The 14,136-nt window shown below is 63.7% G+C and carries 12 protein-coding genes; 1 reads left to right on the forward strand and 11 read right to left on the reverse strand.

What is annotated here, in order from left to right; translation table 11 throughout:
- Positions 1 to 28: 28 nt before the first annotated feature.
- From AC2CGW_RS12895 to AC2CGW_RS12910, 4 genes are all read right to left on the reverse strand, one after another.
- The gene (locus tag AC2CGW_RS12895; RefSeq protein ID WP_186721650.1) at positions 29 to 1,108 is read right to left on the reverse strand and encodes a polyamine ABC transporter substrate-binding protein; all 1,080 of its coding nucleotides are present in this window, start codon (positions 1,106 to 1,108) and stop codon (positions 29 to 31) included.
- A gap of 56 nt (positions 1,109 to 1,164) precedes the next feature.
- Positions 1,165 to 1,506: a cupin domain-containing protein gene (locus AC2CGW_RS12900; RefSeq protein WP_054893487.1), complete on the reverse strand. Its 342-nt coding sequence runs from the start codon at positions 1,504 to 1,506 to the stop codon at positions 1,165 to 1,167.
- 33 nt (positions 1,507 to 1,539) lie between these two features.
- Entirely contained in the window at positions 1,540 to 2,946 is a 1,407-nt protein-coding gene (locus AC2CGW_RS12905; RefSeq protein WP_484574140.1) for an NAD(P)/FAD-dependent oxidoreductase, read from the reverse strand.
- Positions 2,947 to 3,013: 67 nt separating this feature from the next.
- A complete protein-coding gene (locus AC2CGW_RS12910) occupies positions 3,014 to 3,838 on the reverse strand; it encodes an AraC family transcriptional regulator (RefSeq protein WP_186667782.1) in 825 nt (274 codons plus the stop codon).
- Between the two features lie 240 nt (positions 3,839 to 4,078).
- Between AC2CGW_RS12910 and AC2CGW_RS12915 the strand changes: the two genes are divergently transcribed.
- On the forward strand, positions 4,079 to 5,017 hold the full coding sequence (locus tag AC2CGW_RS12915) for a hypothetical protein (RefSeq protein ID WP_186667784.1): 939 nt from the start codon (positions 4,079 to 4,081) through the stop codon (positions 5,015 to 5,017).
- Between the two features lie 167 nt (positions 5,018 to 5,184).
- On the opposite strand, the gene AC2CGW_RS12920 is transcribed toward AC2CGW_RS12915, so the two are convergent.
- The 7 genes from AC2CGW_RS12920 to AC2CGW_RS12950 form a co-directional block, all read right to left on the reverse strand.
- The gene (locus tag AC2CGW_RS12920; RefSeq protein WP_186667786.1) at positions 5,185 to 6,153 is read right to left on the reverse strand and encodes a peptide ABC transporter ATP-binding protein; all 969 of its coding nucleotides are present in this window, start codon (positions 6,151 to 6,153) and stop codon (positions 5,185 to 5,187) included.
- Positions 6,153 to 7,121, reverse strand: coding sequence for an ABC transporter ATP-binding protein (locus AC2CGW_RS12925; RefSeq protein ID WP_186667788.1), 969 nt, complete (start codon positions 7,119 to 7,121; stop codon positions 6,153 to 6,155). Before AC2CGW_RS12925 ends, AC2CGW_RS12920 begins: the two co-directional genes overlap by 1 nt.
- Before the next feature lie 10 nt (positions 7,122 to 7,131).
- Positions 7,132 to 8,058 (reverse strand): ABC transporter permease subunit, encoded by a 927-nt coding sequence (locus tag AC2CGW_RS12930; RefSeq protein ID WP_186667790.1) that lies wholly within the window; start codon positions 8,056 to 8,058, stop codon positions 7,132 to 7,134.
- A 10-nt stretch (positions 8,059 to 8,068) separates the two neighbouring features.
- A complete protein-coding gene (locus tag AC2CGW_RS12935) occupies positions 8,069 to 9,079 on the reverse strand; it encodes an ABC transporter permease subunit (RefSeq protein WP_186667792.1) in 1,011 nt (336 codons plus the stop codon).
- Between the two features lie 72 nt (positions 9,080 to 9,151).
- Positions 9,152 to 10,747 (reverse strand): ABC transporter substrate-binding protein, encoded by a 1,596-nt coding sequence (locus tag AC2CGW_RS12940; RefSeq protein ID WP_186711247.1) that lies wholly within the window; start codon positions 10,745 to 10,747, stop codon positions 9,152 to 9,154.
- 69 nt (positions 10,748 to 10,816) lie between these two features.
- Positions 10,817 to 12,196, reverse strand: a complete 1,380-nt coding sequence (locus tag AC2CGW_RS12945) for an OprD family porin (RefSeq protein ID WP_186667796.1) — start codon at positions 12,194 to 12,196, stop codon at positions 10,817 to 10,819.
- A gap of 161 nt (positions 12,197 to 12,357) precedes the next feature.
- Positions 12,358 to 13,950 (reverse strand): ABC transporter substrate-binding protein, encoded by a 1,593-nt coding sequence (locus AC2CGW_RS12950; RefSeq protein WP_484574141.1) that lies wholly within the window; start codon positions 13,948 to 13,950, stop codon positions 12,358 to 12,360.
- Between the last annotated feature and the right edge of the window lie 186 nt (positions 13,951 to 14,136).

Consider the following 14,136-nt stretch of genomic DNA (forward strand, 5'->3'; position numbering starts at 1 on the left):
GGTGGGGTTTTTCGCATATGCGAGGGCTTCAGTTCCCCGCTTTGATGCTGGTCCAGATCCGCGTGCGGATGCGGTCGATCTTCGCTGGCATCGCTTCCAGGGCAAACAGCTTGCCCATCACGTCCGGGCTCGGGTAGATCATGGTGTTCTGCTTGAGTGCCGGATCGACCAGGGCGTCTGCCTTGGCATTGCCGTTGGCGTACTGCACCGAATTGCTGATGTTGGCCATCACCTCAGGCTGCAGCAGGTAGTTCATGTAGGCGTAGCCGGCTTTCTCGTCTGGTGCATCGGCTGGCATGGCGACCATGTCGAACCACAGCGGCGCACCTTCCTTGGGAATCGAATAGCCGACCTTCACCCCGTTCTTCGCATCTTCGGCGCTGTTCTTGGCCTGCAGCACGTCGCCGGAGAAGCCGACCACCACGCAGATGTTGCCGTTGGCCAGGTCACCGGTGTACTTCGAAGAATGGAAGTAGTTGATGTACGGACGCACCTTCATCAACAGTTCCTTGGCTTTCTCGTAATCCTCAGGCTTCTGGCTGTGCGGCGGCAGGCCCAGGTAGTTCAGGGCGATCGGCAGCAATTCCGGGCCGTTGTCGAGCATGGCCACGCCACAGCTCTTGAGCTTTTCCATGTTCTCGGGCTTGAACACCAGGTCCCAGGAATCGACCGGTGCCTTGTCGCCGAGCACGGCCTTGACCTTGTCGATGTTGTAGCCGATGCCGGTGCTGCCCCACAGGTACGGGAAGCCGTACTGGTTGCCCGGGTCGTTCACTTCCAGCGCCTTGAGCAGCACCGGGTTGAGGTTCTGCCAGTTCGGCAGCTGGCTCTTGTCGAGCTTCTTCAGGGCCTTGCCCTGGATCTGCCGGGCCATGAAGTGGTTGGAGGGGAAGACCACGTCGTAACCGGAGTTGCCGGTCATCAGCTTGCCGTCGAGGGTCTCGTTGCTGTCGTAGACATCGTAGGTGGGCACGATGCCGGTGGCTTTCTGGAAGTTCTGCAGCGTGTCCGGGGCGACGTAGCTGGACCAGTTGTAGATCTTCACCGAGTCGGCGGCGCTGGCGACGCCAGCAGCCAGCATCAGGGGGGCGAGGAGGAGTTTGCGCATGTCCGGTTTACCTTGCTTTGTCTGTTGTTATCGAAGAACGGCAGGCGATCAGCGGATCAGAAAATCAGTACGTAGGTCTTGCGCACGGTTTCCTGGATATCCCAGATCCCGGTGCTGTTGGCCGGTAGCATCAGTGCGTCTCCGGCTTCTATGACCAGGGGCTCGCCACCGTCGGGGGTGAAGGTGCAGCGGCCCTTGATGAAATGGCAGAACTCCTGTTGCACGATCTGCCGGCGCCAGCGCCCGGGGGTGCATTCCCAGATACCGGTTTCGACGCCATCGTTGCGTTCGACGCAGGTGACCGAGGTCACTGCGACGGGTTCTCCGAGGGGGACGGCGACCGGGTTGGAGGTTTCCAGCGCGGCGCTGTCGGTGTGCTTGAACTGGGTGATGCTCATGACTGCAGGATCTCTTGTGGTAGTGGGTGCAACTCAGTGCATGAAGCCTTCCATGAACCCGGCCAGGCCGCTGGCCAGGCGTCGCCGCCAGGCCGGGCTGGCCGGGTTGGCGAGGGTGCGGTCCTCGTGGACGAAACTCTGGATGATCGCGTTGTAGCCTAGCCAGCGGCAGGGCTCGGGCGGCCAACTGGCGAGGCTCGACAGCGGGCGGTTGTCGTGGACCCAAGGCTGGGCGGTCAGCTCGTTGTGCTGGCCGAGAATCAGTGCCGCGAGCGTGCGCCCGCCCAGGTTGGTGGCGCCGACACCTTCGCCGCCATAGCCACCCGAGAGCGCCAGGCCGCGTTGGCGGTCGCACAGCATGTGCGGGCGGAAGCGCCGCGCCATGCCCAGGTTGCCGCCCCAGGAGTGGGTGATGCGCACGTTCTTCAGGTGTGGGAACAGTTCGCCGAACAGATAGCGGCGCAGCTCGATCTCGGCGTCGCTGAGGCTGAAGTCCTCGCGCAGACGGCCACCGAAGCGATACCCGCCGCGGGCGCCGAACACCAGGCGGTTGTCGGTGGTGCGCTGACCATAGGTGACCTGGCGGCTGCCTTCGCTGAAGGCCTGGCCCTGGCTCAGGCCGATCTGCTCCCAGGCCGATTCCGGCAGCGGCTCGGTCGCCACCAGCAGGCTCTGCACGGGCAGTTGATGGCGATCCAGCGGCGGCAGGCTGGCGGCGTAACCTTCGACCGCCGGCACGACCCATTGGCAACGGACCTTGGCCTGGGCAGTGCGCACCTCACCGGTCTGCCAGTCGTTGGCCGGGGTGTTTTCGTAGATGGGTACGCCCATGCCCTCGACCACCCGTGCCAGGCCGCGCACCAGCTTGGCAGGCTGGATGGTTGCGACGTGGGGGCTGAAGATCGCGCCGTAGGCATTGCTGACCCGCAGTTGGCCGGCCAGTTGTTCGGGCTTGAGCCAGCGGTAGTCGTCCTCGTTCATGCCCTGGCGGTACAGGTCGTCGAGGTAGGCGCGCAGGCTGCGCTCCTGCTCGGGGTAGCGGGCGGCGCAGTAGATGACGCCACCCTTGCGGTAGTCGCAGTCGATGCCTTCGCGCTGCAGCACGCCGTGCACTTCGTCGGGGATGGCGTGCAGCAGGTCGACGCTGGCGCGGCGCTGCTGTGGGGAAAGGGTGGCCAGCAGGCGGTCTTCGCCCAGCAGGTTGCCCATCAGCCAGCCGCCATTGCGCCCGGAGGCACCGAAGCCTGCGGTGTTGGCCTCGAGGATGGCGATGCGCAGGTGCGGGGCCTGGCGCTTGAGGTAGTAGGCCGTCCACAGGCCGGTGTAGCCGGCACCGATGATGCACACGTCGACATCCAGGTCCTGCTGCAGCGACGGGCGGGCGTCGAGCGGCTCGTCGAGCTGGTCCATCCAGAGGCTGATCGTGCGCCAGGCTTGCATCAGGTACTGCTCCCACTTCCGTTCAAGGTTCTGGGAGCGATGCTAGTAGGGCGGGCGCTTCGCTGTCTTACGTGCGTGCACGCAGAGAAATCTGCTTCACGTAGGCCTTGGGCGAGAGCCCGGTGTGTTCGCGAAAGCACTTGTAGAAGGCCGACAGCGAATTGAAGCCGGCGGCAAAGGCCAGTTCGTCGATCGGCGCCCTGCAGCCCGCGTCATCGAGCCCGGCGAGCAGGTGCTGCAGGCGGGCCTGGTTGACGTAGCGGTAGAAGCTCTGGCCGAGCACCTGGTTAAGCAGGTAGGAGATCTGGTTGCGGCTGTAGCCGCTCTCCTGTGCGACCTGTTGCAGGTCCAGCTCAGGGTCCAGGTAGGGGCGCTGGGCCTGGAAGTAATGTTCCAGGTCCTGGGCCATGGTGCTCAGTTGCCGTGGCGACAGGCCCAGGCGGCTGGTCGCGGGACGCGGCCCGGAGGCGCTGGCGCCCTTGCCGTCGCGGCGGATCAGCGTGCCGTATTCGTTGACCCGCCAGATCAGGTTGTCCTTGACCGTGATCGCCTCGCTGGACTGGAAGGCCACCAGGCCTTCACCGCCCTGGACCGTCACCTGGTACTGGATGAAGGCTGTGCAACCGTCGACCCGGATGCGGTCGCTGTGGACGATGTCTTCCCCGGCTTCGTGCGGCAACGAGACGCGCACGTATTCGCGCAGCTCGTCGAAGCCGAGCACGCGGTTCTGGAAAAAGTCGTGGTACTGGATCTCTGGGTGATACAGCGCCATGACCCCATCCAGGTCGCGATGCTTCCAGCACAAGTGGTAGCGCATGACGACTTCCGCAGTGAGCGGTGTCTGGGCGGGGCCGTCTGGAAGGAGAGTGGCGGTCATGGGCCGATAATGCATCGGGCCGCTCCGGGCGACAAGGGCGCACGGCCTGGCCTGAGAAGCCACAGGGCTGCGGGGACTGCATAACGCCCAGTTCGAATGGGTGGGTTCGGGCGATTCGCACGATCCTAGGAAGTGGTTTTCAGCTAAGTGATTGATTTAGTTGGATGTCATTTTTTGTCACAACTGGCACGCGCGCTGCACTGATCCAGTGGCAAACAAAAAGGAAGTTTTGCTCACCCTCATAAGGCGCGAATCATGATTACCACTGCCGATCTGCCAACCGTTGTTTCCGAGGCCCCGAACCGCTCGGGCGTATCCTGGGCCGCCATCTTCGCCGGTGCCGCTGCTGCGGCGGCGTTGTCGTTGATCCTCGTGATACTGGGCGCGGGCCTGGGCTTTGCCGCCTCATCTCCCTGGGCCAACGAAGGTGCCAGCGCCAAGGCGCTGGGGATATCCACCATCGTCTGGCTGCTGATTACCCAGATCCTCGCCTCCGGGCTGGGCGGGTATATGGCGGGTCGCTTGCGGGTGAAGTGGGCCAACCTGCATGGTGACGAGGTGTATTTCCGCGATACCGCCCATGGCTTCCTGTCCTGGGCCATCGCCACCCTGGTGACTGCGTTGCTGGTCGTGTCCTCTGCTGGCGGACTCGCCAGTGCCGGTGCCTCGGCAGGCGCTGCTGCCGCTTCCGGAGCCGTCGCCAGCGTTTCCATGGCGGATGACAAGAGCAAGCCGTCGGGCGCCGCCGACCCCATGGGTTACTACGTCGATCGTCTGTTCCGTGGGGATGGTCCGGTCGCGGTGAGCGAGGATGCGGCCAATGGCGTGGCCAGCCGAATCCTGGTCCGTGGCCTGGCTGCCGATGGCGGGATGGCTGCCGAGGATCGCACCTACCTGGCCCAGTTGGTGGCCCAGCGTACCCGACTGACCCAAACCGAAGCCCAGGCGCGGGTCGAGCAAGTCTATGAAGAGGCGCGTCAGGATGCTGCGCAAGCCAAGCAGGCGGCCCAGGAAGCTGCCGACACTGCGGCCAAGGTCGCGGCCTGGACCGCCATCTGGACCTTCATCGCCTTGCTGTGCGGCGCGTTCTTCGCCAGTTTCGCAGCCCTGTTCGGTGGCCGACTGCGTGACGGTGCGCGGTGGATCGAGCAAGACCACCGTGCGCTGCATGCTTCGACCACTGTTGTCCGCTAATTCGAATTCACGACTGGAGGAACCATCATGCGCTCGATACTGCTCTGGATGCTTGGGGTGCCAATCCCGGTGATCATTCTGATCGCGATCTTCATGCACTAATAGAAAAGGGCCGCTACTGCGGCCCTTCTTGCAACTGTTGTCCTACGGTAGCGGCTTCATGCTGCTTACAGAAACTGCTCCGCGTAGTGACAGGCCACCTGCCGCGTTCCGACCTGCCTGAACGCTGGAATCTCCTTGCCGCAACGCTCCGTGGCATAGGGGCAGCGCTTGTGGAAGGCGCAGCCGTCTGGCGGATTCAGCGGGTTGGGCAGCTCGCCGGCGATACGGATCTTCGGTTTGAGCGGATCCGGGTGAATGGCCGGGGTCGCCGAGAGCAGCGCTTGCGTGTAGGGGTGCAGCGGCTTCTCGTAGATATCTTCCTTGGGCCCCATTTCCGCCGGGCGGCCCAGGTACATCACCAGCACCTGGTCAGCGACATGCCGCACCACCGCGAGGTTGTGTGAGATGAACACGTAGGCGGTGTTGAACTCTTTCTGCAGGTCCATGAACAGGTTCAGCACCTGGGCCTGGATCGATACATCGAGCGCCGAGGTCGGTTCGTCCGCCACCAGCACCTTGGGCTGCAGCATCATCGCCCGAGCCAGGGCGATACGCTGGCGCTGACCGCCGGAGAACATGTGCGGATAGCGCTGGTAGTGCTCAGGGCGCAGGCCGACCTGCTGCATCATCTTCTGCACCTTGTCGCGGCGCTCGGCCTTGCTCAGCGATGTGTTGATCAGCAAGGGCTCGGCCAACTGATCGCCGATCTTCTGCCGCGGATTGAGCGAGGCATAGGGGCTCTGGAAGACCATCTGCACGTCACGGCGCAACTGCTTGCGCTGGGCTTTGTCGGCGCCTTTGACCTCGGTGCCGGCAATCTGCAGCGAGCCCGAAGAGGGCTCTTCGATCAAGGTCAGGGCACGGGCCAGGGTGGACTTGCCACAGCCGGATTCGCCGACCACGGCCAGGGTCTTGCCGGCCTCCAGTTCGAACGACACGCCATTGAGCGCGCGCACCAGTGCATGGCCCTTGAACAGGCCGCGGGAGACTTCGTAGTGACGGGTCAGTTCACGGGCGGACAGAACGACAGTCATCACGCCACCTCCTGGTTCAACGGGTAGAAGCAGCGCACCAGGCTGTGGGCCTGGGGATCGAGGGCCGGACGCTGTGCCCGGCAGTTGTCACGTACATAAGGGCAGCGAGGTGACAGCAGGCAACCCTGGGGGCGGTCATAGCGCCCGGGCACGATGCCAGGCAGGGTGGCCAGCCGTTCAGCGCCGATGCTGTGTTCGGGGATCGCTGCCAGCAGCGCTTCGCTGTAAGGGTGTGCGGGGATGTCGAACAGCTCCGGCACCTGGCCCACCTCCACCGCCTGCCCTGCATACATCACGCACACACGCCTGGCGGTTTCGGCAACCACGGCCAGGTCGTGGGTGATCAGGATGAGCGCCATGTTGCGCTCCTTCTGCAGGTTGACCAGCAGTTCCATGATCTGTGCCTGGATGGTCACATCGAGGGCGGTGGTCGGTTCGTCGGCGATCAGCAGCTTGGGTTCGCCAGCAATCGCCATGGCGATCGCGACGCGCTGGCTCATGCCGCCGGAGAGCTGGTGCGGGTAGGCGTCAAGGCGGCTTTCGGCGGCCGGGATCTCGACTTTCTTGAGCAGCTCCAACGCGCGCTGGCGTGCAGCCTTGCCCTTCAGACCGAGGTGTTGGCGCAGCACTTCCTCGATCTGGTAGCCCACGGTGTAGCTGGGATTGAGTGCGGTCATCGGGTCCTGGAAGACCATGGCGATGTCCTTGCCCACCACCTTGCGGCGCTGACGACCGCTGAGCTTGAGCATGTCGATGCCGTCGAAGGTGAGGCTGTCGGCGGTGATGCGCCCAGGGGCGTCGATCAGGCCCATCAGGGCCATCATGGTCACCGACTTGCCGGAGCCGGACTCGCCGACGATGGCGAGGATCTCGCCGGCGTCCACCGACAGGTCGAGGCCGTCCACCACGGGGACGGCGTTGGCGTCGCCGAAGCGCACGTTCAGGTTGTTGATCTGCAACAGTGACATGGCGCTCTCCTCAGGCGGCGTTCTTGAGTTTAGGGTCCAGCGCATCGCGCAGGCCGTCGCCCATCAGGTTGATTGCCAGCACGCTGAGCAGGATCGTCAGGCCAGGCAGGCTCACCACCCACCAGGCGCGCTCGATGTAGTCGCGGGCAGAGGCCAGCATGGTGCCCCATTCGGGGGTGGGCGGCTGGACACCGAGGCCGAGGAAGCCCAGGGCGGCGGCGTCGAGGATCGCCGAGGAGAAACTCAAGGTAGCCTGCACGATCAGTGGTGCCATGCAGTTGGGCAGCACGGTGACGAACATCAGGCGCGGCAGGCTGGCACCGGCCAGGCGTGCGGCGGTGACATAGTCGCGGTTCAGCTCGCCCATCACCGCGGCGCGGGTCAGGCGCACGTAGGAAGGCAGCGAGACCACGGCGATGGCGATCACTGTGTTGATCAGGCCAGGGCCGAGGATGGCGACGATGGCCACGGCCAGCAGCAGCGAGGGCAGGGCCAGCATCACGTCCATCAGGCGCATGATCGACGGGCCTAGCAAGCGTGGGAAGAACCCGGCGAACAGGCCCAGCAGGATGCCGGGGATCAGCGACATCACCACCGACGACAGGCCGATCAGCAGCGACAGCCTTGCGCCCTGGATCAGGCGCGAAAGCAGGTCGCGGCCCAGTTCGTCGGTGCCGAGGATGAATTGCCAGGTGCCGCCCTCGAGCCAGACCGGTGGGGTCAGCAGGAAGTCGCGGTATTGCTCGCTGGGGTTGTGTGGTGCGACCCAGGGGGCGAACAGCGCACAGAACACGATCAGGCACATGAAGGCCAGGCCTGCCACTGCGCCCTTGTTGCGCGAGAAGGCCTGCCAGAACTCCTTGTACGGGGAGGGGTAGAGCTGGCTGTGGTCGGCGGTTGCAGCCTGGGTCACAGCGTTGGAAGTCGGATTAGTCATGGCGGGGACCTCAGCGCTGATGACGGATGCGTGGGTTGGCCAGGCCGTAGAGGATGTCCACGACGAAGTTGACCAGGATCACCAGGCAGGCGATCAACAGGATGCCGTTCTGGACCACGGGGTAGTCACGGGCGCCAATGGCTTCGATCAGCCATTTGCCGATGCCCGGCCAGGAGAAGATGGTTTCGGTGAGCACGGCACCTGCGAGCAAGGTGCCGACCTGCAGACCGAACACCGTCAGCACCGGGATCAGCGCATTGCGCAGGCCGTGCACGAAGACCACGCGGGCCGGCGACAGGCCCTTGGCGCGGGCGGTACGAATGTAGTCTTCGCGCAGCACTTCGAGCATCGAGGAGCGGGTCATGCGGGCGATCACCGCCAGCGGGATGGTGCCGAGCACGATGGTCGGCAGGATCAGGTGCATGAAGGCATCCTTGAACGAGCCTTCATCGCCCACCAGCAAGGTGTCGATCAGCATGAAACCGGTCACCGGCTCGACGTCGTACAGCGGGTCGATGCGCCCGGACACGGGTGTCCAGCCCATGCTCACCGACGAGAACATGATGAGGATCAGGCCCCACCAGAAAATGGGCATGGAGTAGCCGGCGAGCGAGACGCCCATCACCCCATGGTCGAACAAGGATCCGCGCTTGAGCGCCGCGATCACCCCGGCCAGCAGGCCGAAGACGCCGGCGAAGATCAACGCGCAGAACGCCAGCTCCAGCGTGGCGGGGAACAGCGTGGTGAACTCTTTCCACACGCTCTCGCGCGAGCGCAGCGATTCGCCGAGATCGCCTTGGGCAAGCTTGCCGATGTAGTCCATGTACTGGGCCGGCAGGGGTTTGTTCAGGCCAAGGCGTTCCATGGCCTGGGCGTGCATTTCAGGGTCGACCCTGCGCTCGCCCATCATCACTTCCACCGGGTCGCCGGGGATCAGGCGTATGAGCGCGAAGGTCAGCAGGGTGATACCGAAGAAGGTCGGTATCAGCAGGCCCAGGCGCCGGGCAATAAAACTCAACATCGTCGGAGGTACCTCATCGGCCGGTCAAGGCAGCCGCCGGCCCTTGCAGAGGCCGGCGGTCATGTTTTTCTTCTACTTCACCTTGGTGGTGGCGAAGTTGTTATTGGTCAGAGGGTTGATGACATATCCCTCTACGTTGTCGCGCATGGCCGTGAACATCTTCGGGTGGGCCATGCTGATCCACGGTTGATCCTCATCGTACACCGCCAGCGCCTCGCTATAGAGCTTGGCGCGTTCATCGTTGTCGATGATCTCGCGGGCACGGGTGATCAGTTCCTGGAACTTAGGGTTGCACCAGCGCGCATAGTTCTCGCCGGTCTTGGCGGCATCGCAACTGAGCATCGGGGTCAGGAAGTTGTCCGGGTCACCGTTGTCGCCGGCCCAGCCGGCGGAGACCAGGTCTGCTTCACCCTTCTTGGCGCGGCGCAGCATCTCGGCCCATTCCATCACGCGGATGTCGAGCTTGAGCCCGATCTTGGCAAGGTCGGCCTGCAGCATCTCTGCCGAAAGGCGTGGATTGGGGTTGGTCGGGCCGCCACCGTTGCGGGTGAACAGGGTGATGACGGTGCCTTCGGGAACGCCGGCTTCCTTGAGCAGGGCGCGGGCCTTGTCGAGGTCGCGCGGCGGATTCTTGTTGGCGGTGTTGTAGCCGATCATGGTCGGCGGGTAGGGGTTGACCCCGACCAGCGCGTTGCCCTTGCCGAACAACTGGTCGACGTGGGTCTGGCGGTCGAAGGCGATGTTGATCGCCTTGCGCACGCGCACGTCGCTAAGGTACTTGTGCTCGGTGTTCATGGCGATGTAGCCGGTCACCAGGGCTTCGATCTCGGCGACCTTGAGCTTGGGATCGGTCTTGATCGCCGGGACGTCGTCGGGCTTGGGGTACAGGGCGATCTGGCATTCGTTGGCCCGTAGCTTCTGCAGGCGCACGTTGTTGTCGGTGGCGATGGCGAACACCAGCGTGTCGCTGGGCGGCTTGCCGCGGAAGTAGTCGGGGTTGGCCTTGAAGCGGACCTGGGCGTCCTTGTTGTAGCGCTGGAACACGAACGGACCGGTGCCAATCGGCTTGCTGTTCAGGTCGCCGGTCTTGCCGGCCTTGAGCAACTGGTCGCCGTACTCGGCGGAGTAGATCGAGGTGAAGGCCATGGCCAGGTCACGCAGGAACGGCGCTTCCGGGCGGGTCAGGGTGATCACCACGGTGTGGTCGTCGGTCTTGCTCACCGACTTGAGCAGTTGCCCGAAGGCCATGCTCTCGAAATAGGGGTAGCCGACGCTGGTCTTGTCGTGCCATGGGTGCTTGGCATCGAACTGGCGGTTCAGGCTCCACAGCACGTCGTCGGCATTGAAGTCACGGGTGGGAGTGAAGTAGTCGGTGGTGTGGAACTTCACGCCCTTGCGCAGGTGGAAGGTGTAGGTCAGGCCGTCGGCGCTGACGTCCCAGCTATCGGCCAGCGCCGGCTGGATATCGGTGGTGCCGGGCTTGAAGTCGACCAGGCGGTTGAACACGGTTTCGGCCGAGGCGTCGGCGGTGACCGCGGTGGTGTACTGGACGATATCGAAACCTTCGGGGCTGGCTTCGGTGCACACCACCAGGGGCTTGGCCGCGAGGTTGCCGGCGGCGCCCAGGATGATCGCTGCCAGGGCAGCGCGTAGCGGTAGCGATTTCATGGAACCTCCCTGCGAATGACTCCAGCGTAGACGTCACGGCCCGGAAAGCCCGGGCCGTGACCGTGGCGGTCAGAGAATGTTGAACGGAATGGTGGTCACGATGCGCAGCTCGTCCAGGCTGCCGTCGGCCTGGGCCTTGCTCGCGCGGTGGGCGGTATAGGTGGCGCGGATGCTGGTGTCCTTCAGCATGCCGCTCTGCACCGCATAGCTGGTGCCGATGCCCCACTCGTAGTGGGTCTCGCCATCCATGCCACGCACGTCGTAGGCGGTACCGCGGTAGTGGGTACCGTCGATGCCCCAGCCGCGGGCGTTGTACAGGTTGAACTTCAGGCCTGGCACGCCGTACTGGGCCATGTTCAGCACGTAGGAAATCTGCAGGGATTTCTCGTTCGGGCCGTTGAAGTCCGACAGCAGGGAGTTGGCCAGGTAGATACCGTTGGTTTCGTGCAGGTAGTCGAAGTACTCGTTGCCGTTGACCTGCTGCCAGGAGGCGGTGAGCGTGTGCGCCTGGTGGGTGAGGCCGAACGACAGGCTGTAGGTGTCATTGTCGATCTCGCCCATCTTCTTGCTGCCGGCATCGACCGTCTTGTAGTAGTTCAGGCCGGTGGTCAGGCTCAGCACCGCGCTGTCACCCAGCACGTGGTTGGCACCGAAGTAGTACTGGTTCCAGAAGTCGTCGACCTTGGTGGCGTACAGGCTGGTGGTCAGGCTCTTGAACGGCTGGTAGTTGATACCGGCGGTGCTGGCACGGTCGGTTTCCACGCCGGTGGCGCTGTATTCGGAGCGGAACTTGCTCAGGCTCTGTTCGGTACGCGGCGAGACGCGGTCGAAGGTGCCGATGTCGAACGACAGGTTGTCGAATTCGGCGCTGTGCAACGCCACGCCCTGGAAGCTCGAAGGCAGGGCACGGTTGCCGATGTAGGCGATCATCGGCGTGTCCAGGGACTGACGGCCGACGGTGAGGGTGGTGTTGGAGATGCGCGCCTTGACGTTGGCCAGGCCCGCCTTGCTCCATTGGCCGACAGGGTCGCCATCGCTATGGGTCAGGGTGCGGTTGTTCGGCCCGGCAATCGCTGCGCGACCACGCTCGAGGGCGATGGCGTTGTAGGCGGCGACTTCGGTGGCGAAGCCCACGGTGCCCTGAGTAAAGCCCGAACTGTAGTTGAGGATGGTGCCCTGTACCCAGTTGTCACGGCTGTGGGTGTCGTGGCGGGTGCCGTCGCTCTTGTAGTACTTCCACAGCGGCGCACGGGTGGCGCGTTCGCGGGCGTACCAGTTGCGGGTGCTGCCGCTCAGGCTCTGGCCTTCGAAGAAGCCTGAAGCATCGGCCTGCTCACTGCCTGACTTGAGGCTCAGCGGGTAGAAGTCCTGGCTGACAGGTTCTGCCTGGGCGGCGGCGCAGAAGGCGCCGATGGATAGGGCCAGCGCGGTTTTGGTGGTTCGTTTCAAGGTTAAAGCTCCCTTTCTATTCTTATATCTGTGGCCCGATCTTGTGGGTCGGGCTTGGCTCGGTGACGCGGTACTGCGGGTGTTCACCTGGGATTGCCAGGCAAATCCGGGCTGCACGCGGTCGCGGGAGTGGGGGGTACTCCCGGTCTGGCGATACAGGGTCAATCGATGCTGACGCCGGAGAAAACGTTGCGTCCGAAGGGGCTGACCTTGAAGTCTTTCACACTGATGCTGAGGGGTTGGTTGACCGTCGAATGGGCCACCGGGGTAATCGGTACCTGCTGCTTGAGGCGTTGCTGGGCCTGCTGGTAGAGGTGGGTGCGCTGTTCGCGGTCGGTGACCTGCTTGGCCTTCTTGACCAGTTCGTCGTACTGGCTGTCGCACCACTGCGAGTAGTTGTTGCTGCCAATGGCATCGCAACTGAACAGGGTGCCGAGCCAGTTGTCCGGGTCACCGTTGTCGCCGGTCCAACCGATCAGGGCGATGTCGTGTTCGCCATTTTTCATGCGCTTGAGGTATTCGCCCCATTCGTAGCTGACGATACGGACCTTGAAGCCGAGCTTGCTCCAGTCGGCCTGGAGCATTTCAGCCATGAGCTTGGCGTTGGGGTTGTAGGGGCGTTGCACCGGCATGGCCCAGAGGGTGATTTCCGTGCCTGGCTTGACCCCGGCCTGCTCCAGCAACTGCTTGGCTTTTTGCGGATCGAACGGCGCGTCCTTGAGCGTATCGTCGTAGGACCATTGGGTGGGCGGCATGGCGTTGACTGCCACTTGCCCGGCGTCCTGGTAGACCGCCTGGATGATCGCCTGCTTGTTGACCGCCATGTCCATCGCCTGGCGCACTTCAAGTCGATCGAACGGTGGATGCTGGGTGTTGTAGGCGATGTAGCCGAGGTTGAAGCCGGGCTGCGTCATGATCTGCAGCTTGCCGTCCTGCTTGAGCGCAGGGAGATCGGCCGGGCGTGGATGAAGGGTGACCTGGCACTCGTTGCGGCGCAGTTTCTGGATACGCACCGAAGGGTCGATGTTGATAGAGAACACCAGGTTGTCGATCTTCACCCGGTCAGGGGCCCAGTAGTCCTTGTTGCCCTTGAAGCGGATCTGCGAGTCCTTCTGGTAGCGCTGGAACACGAACGGGCCGGTGCCGATCGGCTTCTGGTTGATATCGCTGGGCCTGCCGGTCGCCAACAGGTGCTCGGCGTATTCGGCGGAGAGGATGGACGCGAAGGCCATGGCGATGTTCTGGATGAACGCGGCATCGACCTTGTTGAGGGTGAAAACCACCGTGAGCGGGTCGGTTTTCTCGACCTTGGCGATGTTCTTGTCCAGGCCCATGCTGATGAAGTAGGGGAACTCGGTGGGGTAGGCCTTACGGAACGGATGCTCTTTGTCGAGCATGCGATTGAAGGTGAACAGCACGTCGTCGGCGTTGAAGTCGCGGGTGGGCTTGAAGTCCTTGTTGTGGTGGAACTTCACCCCAGGCCGCAGGTGGAAGGTGTAGCGCAGGCCGTCCTCGGACGCCTGCCAGTCGGTGGCCAGGCCTGGCTGCACAGCGGTGCCGCCACGCTCGAATTCGACCAGGCGGTTGTAAAGGGGCTCGGCGGCGTCGTTGTCGGTGGCCGAGGTGTATTGGGCGGTGTCGAAGCCAGCCGGGCTGCCTTCGGAGCAGAACACGAGGTTGTTGGCCTGGGCAGCGATGGCCTGGCCGAGCAGGCCCAGGCCCAGCACGGTGCCGAGTAGTGTGGTACGGCGCATGGCGATCCTTTCCTCATCTGTTTGCGCTGCCGCGTACTGAACAGGCGGCAACAGAAGCCCGTTCCTGACGTTAGCGGCATCAGGAAGGGCGAGACAGGTAATGAATATGTCTAGTGGCGTAAGAAACTTCTGAATGTTGCCGAGAAATTTCGACAATTCGCCGAGCCCATGCCAGCCCCGTCACAT

Source organism: Pseudomonas sp. SYWMCR5 (assembly GCF_057197165.1).